The following is a 13,686-nucleotide window of genomic DNA, read 5'->3' as shown; positions in this document are numbered from 1 at the left end:
CAATCATGTCAGGCGCCAGGAATATGTAATAGATTGTCAGCTGCTCGACTCCAGTGCCCAGACCGCGTCCGCGTGAATCGGCCGACCGTGCCCGGGGAGCAGATGCGCGACCGGCAGGCCGCGCAGTCGGCGCCTGGTGCGGTGCGCGGCCGCGGCGTCGACGATGTCCGGGGCGAAACACGGCCGGCCGCGGATCGAGACGACGGCGTCGCCGGAGAGCAGGGTGCGCGTGCGCTCGTGCCAGAACACGATGCTGTCGTCGGTGTGCCCGGGGCTTTCGACAACGGTCCACTCGGACGCCCCCGGCAACGACATCCCGTCCGCCAGGCCACCGGCCGGCCGGGGCCCGGTCCACATCATGCCGCGCGGGCCACCGAATCCGGCCGTGCCGGTGGCCTGGAGCGACCCCAGCGCGCCCCGGCGATCGAAAGGCTGCCCGACCAGCAGCGGCCAGGCCCGCGCCATCTGCGCCGGCGACGGTGTCTTCGGCCGCGCCCCGTCGAGATAGGTCAGGGTGACCGCGGGCAGATAGATCGCCGCGCCGGTGCGGTGCGCCAGCTCCGCCGCACCGCCGACGTGATCACCGTGCCCGTGGGTGGCGGTGACGACTCGCACGCGACCGGGTAGCCCGGCCGCGATCGGAGCCAGATCCTCGGCAACCCGTGGCATTCCGGGATCCACCACCACCAGCGTGCCCGCATCCCCTTGCAGGAGATAGCAATTGAAAAACCACCGCGAGACGCGGGAAACCGCGAGTTCCGGCAGGTGTTCGATCACCAGGCTCACGGGAGCTCCCCGGCCGGCTCGGCACGGCCCAATCCGCGGACGGCCTGCGCGGTGAACGACCGGTGCAGCGGCCGGGCGATCAGCCGGGGTACCGGAATCCGCGGCGTCATCGCGACCCGCACGGTCAGTAGCGTGGAACCCTGTGCGATCGGCTGTAATTCGTAGGATTCCACCGCGGAGAGCAGGGCTGGAACCGACATCCCGACGAAGGTGTAATCCAGGCGTTCACCCACGCGGTAGGCCGTGAACTCCCCCCGGACAGCCAGCAAGGGATTGAGCAGCACCCGCGTCGCGCCGAGGCCACGATGGGGCGAGTCGTAGCGAAAGCCGGATACTCCCGAAAGCCAGGAGAAGCACGATTCGTCGATCAGGGCGTCGAAGACGGCTTCCGGCGGCATCGGCAGTTCGGCGTGCACGGACGCCGTGACGGGCGCGGTAGCGAGATAGTCGTCGCTGCGCCCGGCGGGTATCGGCTCCAGCTGGAACCGTGACGCCGCCTGCGGCGCAAGCCCTTTCGGTATGTACAACGCGGCCGCGGCTACCACCGCGCCACCGGGAAGCAGCCATTTGAGGACATCGGATCTCATGAATTCTCCTGAATGAAGCGCGCCATCTCGGTGATGGCCGGTCTCGACTCGGGCAGGACGCCGAAGACGGGAAATCCGTGCGGCTGCCGGTCCCACAGCTGCAGGCGGCACGGCACGCCCGCGGTGGCCAGGCGCCGAGCCATGAGTTCGGCGTCGCAGCGGAGGAGTTCGGTGGTGCCGACCTGGATCAGCACCGGCGGCAGCCCGCGCAGATCCGCGTCCACCGGGGCGTCGGCCGATCGGCCGCGCTGGTCGTCGACGAGGAAACGGCGGACCAGCCGCTGCACGGCGGCGGCCGAGAAGAAGACTTCGGTCCGGCGGTTCGGCGATTCCCTTCGGGCCGCGCCGTCGAAGTCGGTCCACGGCGACGCCGCGACGATGCTGCCCGGCAACGGGAGACCGGCGGCCCCGGCGGCCAGCGGCACCGCGAAAGCCAGACATCCGCCGCTGGAGTCCCCGGCGCAGACGAGGCGATCCGCCGCGAACCCGCGCGCCAGCAGGTACCGATAGGCCCGCACGCCGTCGGCGACGATCGCCGGAAACCGCGCGGGCAGCTTTCGATAGCCCACCATGCACACCGGCAGCCCGGTCGCGGCCGACAGTCGCGCCGCCATGCCGCGGAAGGTGCGCAATCCCCCGGCGGCGAACGCGCCGCCGTGAAAGTACAGCACCGCCCCGGCCGCCGATTCCGGCGTCGCCGCGGTCGAGTGCCATACCCATTCGAGATCGACATCCGCCAGGTGCACCGGCCGCTGCGACAGTCCCGCGGGTGCTCGTTGCAGGACTCCCGCGTAGTCGGTCATGGCGGCCAGTCCGACATTCCACGGGCGCGCGAGCACCGAGGAGATCTCGACGATCGTGCGCACGACCGGCCGCAGGACCGTGGTCGCCACCCGGGTTCGCCGGCTTGCGGGGCCGAACCGCTCGATCACCAGGCTGTCCAACGAAGTGCTGTCTACCGTCACGAAACGTGACAATATGACACTGCCGTAAGCAACACAAGAGTCCGCCGTTCAGAGGGCGAAGAAGCGCCGATGGCCGGGTGATAAGGTCGGGTTCGCCTGTTTGCAGGCGGTGGCCAGGAGGCACACTCGGAGTCGACCGGAAGAGGTGGCCGTGACGGCGGGGCGAAACACTCGCGCCAAACGGCGATACGCACCGCGGTTGACCCTCCCCGAGCGCCGCGAGCAACTGATGGACGCCACCATGCGCCAGATCGCCGAGTCCGGCTTCCAATCGGTGAACGTCATGGCCGTAACTCGCCGCGCCGAAGTAACCCGCCCGGTTTTCTACGACGCCTTCCAGGGCACCGACGACTTGCTGCGAGCTTTGCTGGAACGCGAGGGGCTGCGCGTCACCGCACAGATCGACTCGGTCTTCCCCGTCGAAATCGCCACCCGGGTAGCCGATTTCGATCTCGACAGCATCATCGGCAACTTCCTGGCACTGGTCGTGCGCCACCCCGATACCTGGCGCCTGGTGTTCTCCGGAGCGGCCGGCCTGCCGGACACCGTGCGGCAGTGGATCTCCGCGCACCGCGAGCGCCTGCGCACCCGGCTCGCGGCGGTACAGACCGAACTCGCCGCCACCGGCCGGGTGCCCGCCGACCTCGATGTCGAGGTCGCCTCCCACCTGGTGATCGGCTTCGCGGAGATGGCGAGCCGGCTGGTACTCGAAGACCCCGACCGCTATCCCCCGGAGCGGGTCGTGGACTTCTACTCGACGACCATCACCGCGGCGGGGAAGTTGCTCGCCGCCGATCCGGACTGAAAGGGGCGAATCAGCGATGCCACCCGCGGGCCGGACCGAGCGCCCCCGTTACACGGCGCGCCAGCGACGCGAGCAGATTCTCGATGCCGCGCTCGATCTCGTTGTGGCACAGGGATTTCCAGGCTGCACGATGCAGTCCATCGCGCGTAGTCTCGGCGTCACGCGCCCCGCCCTGTACGAGTACTACCGCGATCACGAGCAACTCCTCGCCGACCTGGTCGCCCGCGAGCACCAGAAGACGGTCGAGCTGGTCATGCGCTGCACCACCGCCGCCGCGGCGGACCACGACGATCCCGAGGGTTTGTTCGTGGCGTTCCTGCGCGAATATCTCGACAGTGTGGCCGGGGCGCCACGCACCTGGCAGTTCATGCTGACCTCGCCACTGGGTGCGCCGCTGCAGGTCCGCGACGATATCGACGCGTTGCGCCGCCTGGTCCTCGAGCAGGTGCGCTTCGCGGTGCGATCGCTGCCCGAACCCTACGGCGGAGCCGACCTCGACGCCGAGATGGCGGCGCTGTCGATCATCGCCGGCGCCGAGTCCGCGGCCCGGCTGGTGCTCGAGGACCCCGAGCGCTTCCCGCCCGAGCGGGTCGCCGCGGTGATCTCGGCGCTCGCCGGGCACGTCGCCCGGGCGTGGCCGCGCTGAGAGCGCGGCACTCCCAACCACATTCACCTGTTGACCTCCTCGACGGCGGCCTTTACTGTCCAATATGACACCGCCGTAAGTAGGAGCGTTCATGATCCCAACAGCTGCACCCGAGTACGAAGTCGCCGTTCTCGGCGCAGGACTCGGCGGGCTCGGTGCCGGCGCGATGCTCACCCGAGCGGGAATCGACGACTTCCTGATCGTCGAAGGCACCGGCGCCCTGGGCGGCACCTGGCGCGACAATGTCTATCCCCAGGTCGCGGTCGACGTGCCGTCCCTCGCCTACCAGTTCTCCTTCGACAAGTATTCGCAGTGGACGCGCGTCTACGCCCCCGGCGAGGAAATCCGCAGGTACATAGAGTATTTCGCCGACAAGTACGCACTGCGGGAACGCTGCCGGTTCGACACGACGGTCGAGCGCATCGAATACGACGAGGACAACCGGTGGTGGCGGGTGCGAACCTCGGGCGGTGTCATCACCGCGCGATACGTGATCTCGGCGCTGGGCGGGCTCACCGAGCCGAAACTGCCCGACATCCCCGGTCTCGACTCCTTCCAGGGTCCGGTGGTGCATTCCGCGCGCTGGCCGGCGGATCTGGAAGTTCCCGGTCGGCGCATCGCGGTGATCGGTACCGGCGCCAGCGCCGTGCAGATCGTGCCGTGGCTGGCCGAGCATGCCGCGGCCACCTACGTCTACCAGCGGACACCCATCTGGGTCATGCCGAAGGCGGACCTGCCGATCCCGCGACTCGCGCGCACCGCTCTCGACCGGGTTCCCGGCCTGCATACCGGCTTGTACCTGCTCATGTCGGCGGCTACGGAGGCGCTGATGACGTTGGGCGCGGTGTACAACCGGCAGTTGAAACCGCTGACCAACGCGGTCCAGGCGCTGGGCCGGCTCTACCTTCGGACGCAGGTGCCCGATCCACGGCTGCGGGCGCGGCTCACCCCGCACTACGGCTTCGGTTGCAAGCGACCGACGATGTCCAACAACTACTTCCGGGCTTTCGGTCGCGGTGGCGCCGAGCTGGTCACCGCGCCGATCGAGGGCGTGACGGCCACCGGCATTCGCACGGCCGACGGGGTGCACCGGGAGGTCGACGCGATCGTCTGCGCGACCGGTTTCCTGGTGACCGAGGCGGAGAACATGCCCAAGGTGCCGACCATCGGCCGCGGCGGGCAGGACCTCGGTAAATTCTGGGAAGAGCAGCGGTTGCAGGCCTACGAGGGCAATACGGTGCCGGGATTTCCCAACCTCTTCCAGACCTTCGCCCCGTACTCGGTGATCGGCACGTCGTGGCTGTTCATGATCGAATATCAAGTCACCCATGCGATCCGGGTGATCACTGAGACCCGGCAGCGCGGTGCGGTCAGCGCCGAGATCCGGCAGGAGCACCACGACGAGTACTTCCGGCGCACGCTGCGCCGGATGCGCAACACGGTGTTCTTCGCCAACGACTGCGCGGGCTCGCACAGCTACTACTTCGATCGGCACGGCGACGCCCCGCTGCTCCGCCCGTCGACCATGCTCGAAGCCTGGTGGCGAGCAAGGCATTTCGATCTCGATCACTATCGGTACCGCACCGATGAGCGGATCACCTCGTGAGCGGGGCCGGCGCGCCGCCGTCGTTCGCCGGGCCGGACCCGGACTGGTCGCCCGACCCGCTGACCGCCCTCCGCACACGCACTTTCGACGCGATTCGCACCCTGGGCCGGGCCCTGCAGATCGGTCTCGGCGCCCTGCGCTACCTCGCCGCCGACCTCCTCGGCCTACGGCATCCGATGCGCGAAACCCTCACCCAGGCCTGGTTCATCGTGAGCGTGACCGCGATTCCCGCGGTCTTGGTGTCGGTGCCGTTCGGGGTGATCGTGACGGTACAGGTCGGCAGCCTGACCCAGCAGATCGGGGCCACGTCGATGGCGGGCGCGGCCGGCGGCATGGGCGTGATCCGGCAGGGCGCGCCGATGGTGTCGGCCCTGCTGCTGGGCGGTGCCGCGGGCTCGGCCATCGCCGCCGACCTCGGCGCCCGCACCATTCGCGACGAGATCGACGCGCTGCGGGCCATGGGTATCGACCCGGTGCGCCGTCTGGTGGCGCCGCGGCTGGCGGCCATGGTGGCCGTCGCGCCCCTGCTGTGCGCGCTGGTCGTCTTCATGGGCCTGGCCACCGGATTCGTGATCAATGTCGAGTTCCAGGGCGGCACGCCCGGTAGCTACCTGAGCTCTTTCGCGGCCTTCGCGTCGCTGACCGATCTGGGCATCGCCGTGGCCAAGGCCGTGGTGTTCGGCGTGATCGTGGTGATCGTGGCCTGCCAGCGCGGACTCGAAGCCGCGCACGGACCCCGCGGGGTCGCCAACGCCGTCAACGCCGCGGTCGTCCTGGGCGTGATGGCGGTGTTCGGGGTCAATCTCGTGCTGACCGAACTGATTTCGGTGTTCCTGCCGACGAGGATCGGCTGATGTCCGGCGTGATGCGGCGCACGGCCGCCGCGACCGTGCGAACGCCGCTGTCGACAGTGGAAGCCCTCGGGCACCAGCTGGCCTTCTGCTGGCAGGTGCTGCTCGCGGTACCGCACACGCTGCGGCACTATCGGCGCCAGACGATGCTGGTGCTCACCGACATCACCTGGGGCAGTGGTTCACTCATCGTGGGCGGCGGCACGGTGGCGGTGCTGGCCTTTCTGGGCATCGCGGTCGGGGCTTCCATCGGCGTGGAGGGGTACACCGCGCTGAACATGGTTGGTATGGCGCCCCTGACCGGGTTCATCTCCGCCTACGCCAACACCCGGGAGATGGCGCCGATGGTCGCGGCGATCGGTTTCGCCGCCCAGGCCGGGTGCCGGATGACCGCCGAGATCGGCGCCATGCGCATCTCCGAGGAGATCGACGCCCTGGAAGCCGCCGCGGTGCGGCCGATTCCGTTCGTGGTGACCACGCGCGTGCTGGCCGGCGTGGCCACCATCGTCCCGCTGTATCTGCTCACCCTGATCCTGAGCTATCTGTCGTGCACGATCGTGCTCGACCTCGCGCACGGTCAGTCGGCGGGCACCTACGACCACTACTTCGACAGCTTCGTCCAGGTCTCGGATGTGCTGTGCTCGCTGATCAAAGCCGTGGTGTTCGTGGTGCTCGTCATCGTCGTGCACGGCTACCAGGGCTTCTACGCCACCGGCGGCCCGGAGGGAGTGGGCCGGGCGTCGGGGCGCGCGATCCGGGCCAGCCTCATCGGTGTCGTCGTCGCGGACATGGTGCTGACCCTGCTCTTCTGGGGTCTCGATGTCGGCGTCCGGATCTCGGGATAGGAAGCACGCGATGCCAGTCTTCATCGATCACTCCGGCCGCAGCGCCGGACCCCCGGCCCTGCGCTTACTCGGCGTGCTGGTCACGGTCGCGGTGGCGGCGACAGCGGTCGTCCTCACCGGGTACGGCCAGGGCCGCTTCTCCGACACCTTCACCCTGCGCGTCGACACCGCCGCGGTCGGTGAGGGGCTGGCGCCCGGAGCCGAAGTCAAGCTGCACGGGTACACCGTCGGCGCGGTGCGGCGCGTCGACACACTCGGGACGAACCATCAGCTGTTGCGGCTGGAACTCGAGCGCCGGGCGGCCGACCAGCTGACCGATCGAATCACCGCCCGCTACAGCTCCTCGAACCTGTTCGGCTCGACCGCCATCGAGCTGGTTCACCTCGGAGGCGGAAAGCCCCTGCGCGACAACATGATCCTGCCCATCGCCGCCGACAGTCCCAGCGCCACGGTCTCGGCGATCCTGCGCCGCGCCGGGCACCTCACCACGGTGCTCGACACCGAGTCCAGCCGGGCCCTGTTCGACCTGCTGACCAGCTTCGGCGGCGCCGTGGGCGGCACATTGCGGTCGGTCTTCGACATCGCGGCCATCCTCACCGAGGACCAGCGCGGATCCCTCGGCCACTACCTGGGCACCACGGCCGAACTCGGCGAGGGCGCCGCCGCGCTGACGCCGCCGGTCATCGATCTCATCGGCCAGATGCTGGACAGCAGTGCCTATTTCGGCGAACCGGGCAATCGCGAGCGCACCAACCGAGCCACCAACGGACTGGTCGAGGACATGCTCGCGCCGCTCGCCGGGATCCTCACCGAGCACAACGGGCAGCTGGCCACCGTGATCGCCACCACCATGGACCTCGCCGTGCCGATCGTGATCTCCCTCGGCAGTATCGCCCCGGCCTATCAGCGGCTGCCGCGCCTGTTCGACCACATCGAGCAGGCTTTCCCGATCGTGGGTGACCGGGTCCAACTGCAACTACAGCTCCAGCTGGTCGCCGACCGCTTTCCCTACCTACTCGATTCCGCTCTATCGCAAGGAGGTTCGCGATGATCGGGCCCCGTGCCGCCGCGCTGCGCTTGGCGCTCTTCGCCGTGATCGTGGCGCTGTGCACCGCCGTGGTGGTCACCGCGCTGCGCCCACCGGTAACCGGCCGGCAGGACAGCTACGACGCGATCTTCGCCGATGTCTCCGGGCTGTTCGCCGGTGACGACGTCCGCATGGCCGGGGTGCTGGTCGGCATCGTCGAATCGGTGGCGCTGGACGGCACCCGCGCCCGGGTTCGGCTGACCGTCCGGCGCGGCCACGACCTGTTCGACAACACCGGGGCCGCAGTGCGGTACCAGACGCTGATCGGCCAGCGCTATGTCGAGCTGATCCGGCCCGACCGGCCCGGGCGGGCACTGCCCGCCGGCGCGACGATCCCGCTCGAGCGGACCATCCCGAGTTTCGATGTGTCGAAACTGTTCAACGGTTTCAAGCCACTGTTCGACTCGCTGGAACCCGAGCAACTCGATCGCTTCGCCGAGCACGTCGTCCAGGTGCTCCAGGGCGATGGCGCCGGGATGGGCGCGGTCATGGCCGATCTCGACGTCTTGACCAGGTTCGCGCGCAGCCGCGAGGCGGTCGTCATCCTGCTGATCCGCAATCTCGGCGAGCTCTCGGCGCAGATCGGCGGCAAGTCGGCACAGGTCGGCGATCTGATAGCGCAGCTCGGCGGGGTGCTGGATCGGTTCGCGTCCCGGTCCGGCGACATCGCCGAGGCCACCGCCACCGCCAACACAGTCCTCGGTCCCGCCGTCGACTTGCTCGAGAGCCTCCGATCGACCTACGACACCGGCTATCTGCCCATGGACGCGCTGCTGCGGCGGCTCGTTCCGCAGACCGGGCAGCTGGTCGAGTTGCTCGGCCTGGTTCCGGCGCTGCTGCACAATCTCGACCAGCGCATTCCGGCCGGCGAGCAGACCTACGCCTGCTCGGCCGGAAGCCAGGACATTCCCGGTATCGGGCAGATCGTGCTCGGCAACCAGCGACTGGTGGTGTGCAAATGATCCGGCCACGCACCCAGCACACCGAGGAGGCCGGCCAATTACGGTGGGGCGCACTGGGAATTCTGGCCGCGGTCCTCGGGCTGCTCGTGTCCGCGGTGCTGTACGCCGCACCGTTCGGCAGCACCGTCTACGTCGCGGACCTGCGCAACTCCGGGGGCGTCCGCAGCGGAGACGAGGTACGGATCGCCGGAATCAAGGTCGGCACGGTCACCGCGGTCCGGCTTTCCGGTGACCATGTCGAACTCCACTTCCGGGTAGCCGACGACATCCCGGTGGGCGACACCTCCGAGGTGGAGGTCAAACTCCTCACCCCGATCGGCGGCCACTATCTCGCCCTGCGCCCCGCGGGCGCGAAACCCCTGGGCCGCGAACACATTCCCAGGGAGCGGACCATGACGCCGTTCGAACTGACCGACGTGCTGGAGCAATCCGTGCCCGCCCTCGAGGGTATCGACGGGACTGCGCTGCGCGCGACCATCACCGAGATCAACCGCGCCCTGCTCGGACAACCCGACGCCGTTCGCAATCTGCTCGGCAGTGTCAACGACCTGACCGGTCTGCTGGCCGACCGCACCGACCAGCTCGACCGCGCACTCGACGTCACCGACGAATACGTCGGCGCCATCGCCGCCGATGAAGCCGTGCTGCTGAACTTCGTCCGCAAACTGGGCGTGATCGCCGTGCAACTCGGCACGCAGAAGCACAGCGTGTCCGCCACCTTTCAGCTGCTGCGACGACTCGCGGCCGTCGTGCACCGCCCGATCACCGGTTTCGAGCAGGCGCTGGAACCGGCGATCACCGACCTCGACGACATCATCACCAAGGTGCTGGCCAGTCAGAACCACATCGACGAGGTCATCGTCACCATCAAGGACTTCCTCGGCGAACTCGCGACCCTGCTCGGCGCCGACGGCCTCGTTCTCGACCAGTCCCGCAGCGTCGTCACCGGCACCGCGATCTGCGTTCCCGCCCCTGGAAGGACCTGCTGAGATGCCCCTCGGACGAAGAGCCGGCTACCGGATCGCGGCCACCGCCGCCGTGGTCGTACTCGGTGGCGTCACCACCGCGGCCGCCGCGATACTGCCCGCGTCCGGTCGCGCGGCCTGCGCGGAATTCACCGACGCGGTCGGCCTGTATCCGGGCAACGACGTCAGCCTGCTGGGCGTTCGGATCGGCCGGGTCACCGCCATCGAGCCCCGCGGCGATCGCGTGCTGGTACGCATGACCCTCGACCGCGGCAGCACGCTGCCCGCCGACACCGGCGCGGTCACTCTCTCGACCTCCATCGTCACCGACCGTCGCGTCGAACTCACCACGCCGTACACCGGCGGGCCGCACCTGGGCGAGGACTGCATTCCGCTCGCGCGCACCAAGACTCCGCTCGGAGTGAGCCGGGCGCTGGAGTCCGTCGACCGGCTCAGCACCGCACTGGTCGGTCCCACCGAGCCGGACGGCACCATCCCCGGAGCGCAGCTGCTCGGTGACACGCTGCGCGCCGCCGACGCGGTCACCGCGGGCACCGGTGCGGAGTACAACCAGCTGTTGCACCGGACCGCTCTGCTCATGGCCGATCCGGCCGCCATCGATGGCCGAACGCGCCGCCTGGTCGACAATCTGAACCGCCTCACCGGATCCTTCGTCACCAACTGGCCCGATCTGCAGGCCGTCCTCGACCACCTGCGCGACACCATCGAGATGATCGCCGGCGTATCCCAGGGCCTCGGTCACGCCCTGGATCAAGCCAACGATCTGTTGCCGGTGCTGACCCGTACCGTCAGCCGATTCGACGACCGAGCCTATGCCCTGCTGGACCAAGCCGTGCCCCTGACTCAACACCTGCTCGCGCGCACCGGTGACATCCGCGAGGTCCTGGCCCTGCTTCCGCAGACCGCGCAGGCGATGCGCACCCTGCTCCCCCTGACCGGCGAGGGCCTGCACGTCCGATACCGGCCGCCACAGTTCGAAGTCACCGTCGACGGCACACCACAGCGCGTCGACCTGCTGGCGTGGCTGCTCGGCCTCCCGGAGCGGTGAGCGCGATGCGGCGAATCCTGTTGGCACTGCTGGTGACAGCGCTCGGCACGGCGACCGGGTGCAGCTTCGATGCCGCGGACTTCCCCCTGCCCGGAACCACCATCTCGGGGGCGAAGTACAGCGTCGGGATCGAGCTGTCGAGCGTGCTGAACCTGCCCGGCAAGGCGAAAGTCTTCGCGCACGGGGTGGACGTCGGCCGCCTGCAACGCGTCGACCTGAGCGACCGTGGCGCCCTGGCCACGGTCGACATCCGGGCCGGCGTCCAGCTGTCCACCGGGACGCGTGCCGAAATCCGCCAGGCGTCGTTGCTGGGCGAGACCTACATCGCGCTGCTGCCGCCCACCGCGGCCACGCGAGAATACTTGCGCGACGGCGACACGATCCCCCTGGCGCAGACCGCCGCCGCCACCAACATCGAGGACATGCTGCGCGGCATGGCCGAGGTGGTCAGCAGCGGCCGCGTCGGGCGCCTGGCCGAATTCGTACGCAGCGTCAACGCCGCATTCCCCGGCAGCACCGCGGATTTCGCGCGGATCGCCGCCGCCGGACGGGCCACCGCCACCGATCTGGCGGCACACACCGACGACATCGACCGCATCCTCGACGCCGCGGCGGCGATAACCAGCACGCTCAACGCCCATCGCGGCCTGGTCGACGAAACCCTGCAGTACGGGCCGCAGCGGGCCGTCGGGCAGAGCGAGGTGCTGTTCGGCGTCGTGAACCTGCTGATCGCGGTGCGCAACCTGACGGTCCCGATCGGTGGCCTGCTCCTGCCGGTCGCCCCCGAACTCCGCCAGATCGTCGCCACTTTCACCCCGGCGGTGCTGACCATCGCCGCCTCCGACAGCACGCTCCCGTACACCGTCGATCGCCTGAACACCCTGTTGCGCGATCGGCTGATCCCCTTCTTCGCCACCACCCCCAACGTGCGCGTCACAACTCCGGACGGGCCCGATCAACTGATCCGCACTCTCCGATCGATCGGAATGCTTCCATGAGAATCCCCGCCTGGGCCTCCCTGTCCATGCTGACAACAATGACGCTGGCCGGCGCCGGGTATCTCACGGTCACGGTGCTGGACATCGACCCGCGCACCGAATACGCCACCGTCACCGTGGTTTTGGCATCCTCCGGCGGTTTGATGAACACCTCCCCGGTGACACTGCGGGGCGTCGAGATCGGCGAGGTGACCGACATCGCGGCCACACCCGATGGGCTGATCGCCACACTGCGGCTCGACACCGGCTACCCGGTCCCCGTCGACAGCGCCGTCGAAATCGCCAACCTGTCCGCGGTCGGCGAGCAATACCTCGACTTCCGTCCCGTAAGCACCGCCGGACCGTATCTGCGCGACGGCGCGGTCATTCCGGTTGCTCAGGTCCATGTCCCGGCGACCGTGGGGCAGGCCCTCACCCGCGTCGACGCCTTGCTCGGCCAACTGGACCCGGATTCCCTTGCCCGTCTGCTGGACACGTTCGCCGTCGGCTATCACGGCAGTGCCGCCGATGTCGCCACCATCAGCCGCGCCCTGGAGCTCCTCGGCCATACCCTCGCCGACAAAAAGGACGCGATCCGGCTGCTCTACGTCAACGCCCAAACGCTGACCGCGAACTTCGAAGGCTACGGCGGCACGCTCGGCGACATCGCACCGGATATCCAGGCGGCGATCTCCGACCTGGTGCTGGTCAACACCGGATTCGAGGAATATTCCTACCTCGGCGACGGCAGTTGGGCAGACCCCTACGGCGTCATGAACGAGAAGATCGACCACTACCTGAAGGCGCTCGCCCCCGACCTGGCTCGGCTCGCGACGGCGCTCGCACCGACCACCGCACCATTGCGGTCGCTCCGCGTCGACGCCGGCTCGCTGATGGAGCTGCTCGAAACCGTTTTTCCCGGTGGCGCCGCCCGCGTCACCCTCGAACTGCCCCCCAAGTGAGGTCACAGCATGCTTTCTACCGAAAATCCCGACCCGGTCGTAACCGGTCTGCCGCACGGGCGACTGCACCGAGCCCGAGCAGCGGGCGTCGTCGTTCTATTCGCGATCGCGGCCTTCGGCGGATGGCAATGGCACAGCGCCGCAGCCGAATTGACCGCCCGCGAGACCCTTGACGCCGACCGGGACGCCGCGGTGGGGATCGCCCGGGACTACGCCACCCGCTCCCTCAGCTACGACTACCGCGACCTCGAAGCCTTCTTCCACGGCGTCACCGACGGTGTCGATCCCGCGCTGCGGAACCGCTACGCCCAGGTGCGTGACACGCTCTCCCAGATCATGACCCAGGCCCAGGTGGTCGCCACCGGCACCGTCGTCGCGTCCACCGCCACGCCCGACGGCCCGCTCCGCTACAAGGTCACCGTCTTCGCCACCCAGCAAACCCGCAACGCGCAATCCCCGGAACCGGGGACCGTGCCCAACCTGCTGACCGTCACCGTGTCCAAGCACGAGAACCGCTGGCAGGTAAGCGATTACGGAGCCGAGGCCGGATAGCTGTTCAGGAATCTCAGGAAG

At 68.9% G+C, this 13,686-nt stretch carries 15 protein-coding genes; 12 read left to right on the top strand and 3 right to left on the bottom strand.

What is annotated here, in order from left to right; genetic code table 11:
• Positions 1-36: 36 nt before the first annotated feature.
• The 3 genes from AB0H76_RS13340 to AB0H76_RS13330 are packed head-to-tail and all read right to left on the bottom strand — an operon-like array spanning position 37 to position 2,338.
• A complete protein-coding gene (locus AB0H76_RS13340) occupies positions 37-786 on the bottom strand; it encodes an MBL fold metallo-hydrolase (RefSeq protein WP_357322097.1) in 750 nt (249 codons plus the stop codon).
• Positions 783-1,373, bottom strand: a complete 591-nt coding sequence (locus AB0H76_RS13335) for an SRPBCC family protein (RefSeq protein WP_357322094.1) — start codon at positions 1,371-1,373, stop codon at positions 783-785. The genes AB0H76_RS13340 and AB0H76_RS13335 overlap by 4 nt, the downstream gene beginning before the upstream one ends.
• Positions 1,370-2,338, bottom strand: coding sequence for an alpha/beta hydrolase fold domain-containing protein (locus AB0H76_RS13330; RefSeq protein WP_357322092.1), 969 nt, complete (start codon positions 2,336-2,338; stop codon positions 1,370-1,372). The genes AB0H76_RS13335 and AB0H76_RS13330 overlap by 4 nt, the downstream gene beginning before the upstream one ends.
• 199 nt (positions 2,339-2,537) lie before the next feature.
• On the opposite strand from AB0H76_RS13330, the gene AB0H76_RS13325 reads away from it, so the two are divergent.
• The 12 genes from AB0H76_RS13325 to AB0H76_RS13270 all read left to right on the top strand — a co-directional run bounded on the left by AB0H76_RS13325 (position 2,538) and on the right by AB0H76_RS13270 (position 13,665).
• Entirely contained in the window at positions 2,538-3,143 is a 606-nt protein-coding gene (locus AB0H76_RS13325; RefSeq protein WP_357322089.1) for a TetR family transcriptional regulator, read from the top strand.
• Positions 3,144-3,159: 16 nt separating this feature from the next.
• Positions 3,160-3,789 carry a TetR/AcrR family transcriptional regulator gene (locus tag AB0H76_RS13320; RefSeq protein WP_357322087.1) on the top strand — a complete coding sequence of 210 codons (630 nt, stop codon included), beginning with the start codon at positions 3,160-3,162 and terminating at the stop codon, positions 3,787-3,789.
• Positions 3,790-3,880: 91 nt separating this feature from the next.
• A complete protein-coding gene (locus AB0H76_RS13315) occupies positions 3,881-5,395 on the top strand; it encodes an NAD(P)/FAD-dependent oxidoreductase (protein WP_357322084.1) in 1,515 nt (504 codons plus the stop codon).
• A gap of 59 nt (positions 5,396-5,454) precedes the next feature.
• On the top strand, positions 5,455-6,249 hold the full coding sequence (locus tag AB0H76_RS13310; RefSeq protein ID WP_357326150.1) for an ABC transporter permease: 795 nt from the start codon (positions 5,455-5,457) through the stop codon (positions 6,247-6,249).
• 11 nt (positions 6,250-6,260) lie between these two features.
• The gene (locus tag AB0H76_RS13305; protein ID WP_357326147.1) at positions 6,261-7,091 is read left to right on the top strand and encodes an ABC transporter permease; all 831 of its coding nucleotides are present in this window, start codon (positions 6,261-6,263) and stop codon (positions 7,089-7,091) included.
• A 10-nt stretch (positions 7,092-7,101) separates the two neighbouring features.
• Positions 7,102-8,142 (top strand): MlaD family protein, encoded by a 1,041-nt coding sequence (locus AB0H76_RS13300; RefSeq protein ID WP_357322081.1) that lies wholly within the window; start codon positions 7,102-7,104, stop codon positions 8,140-8,142.
• A complete protein-coding gene (locus tag AB0H76_RS13295; protein ID WP_357322079.1) occupies positions 8,139-9,140 on the top strand; it encodes an MCE family protein in 1,002 nt (333 codons plus the stop codon). The genes AB0H76_RS13300 and AB0H76_RS13295 overlap by 4 nt, the downstream gene beginning before the upstream one ends.
• Positions 9,137-10,129 carry an MCE family protein gene (locus tag AB0H76_RS13290; protein WP_357322076.1) on the top strand — a complete coding sequence of 331 codons (993 nt, stop codon included), beginning with the start codon at positions 9,137-9,139 and terminating at the stop codon, positions 10,127-10,129. The genes AB0H76_RS13295 and AB0H76_RS13290 overlap by 4 nt, the downstream gene beginning before the upstream one ends.
• 1 nt (position 10,130) lies before the next feature.
• A complete protein-coding gene (locus AB0H76_RS13285; RefSeq protein ID WP_357322074.1) occupies positions 10,131-11,174 on the top strand; it encodes an MCE family protein in 1,044 nt (347 codons plus the stop codon).
• Positions 11,175-11,179: 5 nt separating this feature from the next.
• Positions 11,180-12,172: an MlaD family protein gene (locus tag AB0H76_RS13280; protein ID WP_357322071.1), complete on the top strand. Its 993-nt coding sequence runs from the start codon at positions 11,180-11,182 to the stop codon at positions 12,170-12,172.
• On the top strand, positions 12,169-13,113 hold the full coding sequence (locus tag AB0H76_RS13275; RefSeq protein WP_357322068.1) for an MlaD family protein: 945 nt from the start codon (positions 12,169-12,171) through the stop codon (positions 13,111-13,113). The genes AB0H76_RS13280 and AB0H76_RS13275 overlap by 4 nt, the downstream gene beginning before the upstream one ends.
• 9 nt (positions 13,114-13,122) lie before the next feature.
• Positions 13,123-13,665 (top strand): hypothetical protein, encoded by a 543-nt coding sequence (locus AB0H76_RS13270; protein ID WP_357322065.1) that lies wholly within the window; start codon positions 13,123-13,125, stop codon positions 13,663-13,665.
• Positions 13,666-13,686: the final 21 nt, after the last annotated feature.

The sequence above is a fragment of the Nocardia sp. NPDC050712 genome, assembly GCF_040654295.1.
In the GTDB taxonomy this organism is placed as follows: domain Bacteria; phylum Actinomycetota; class Actinomycetes; order Mycobacteriales; family Mycobacteriaceae; genus Nocardia.
Note: the sequence above shows the minus strand (reverse complement) of the source record. Positions and strands in the feature narration are given on the sequence as shown.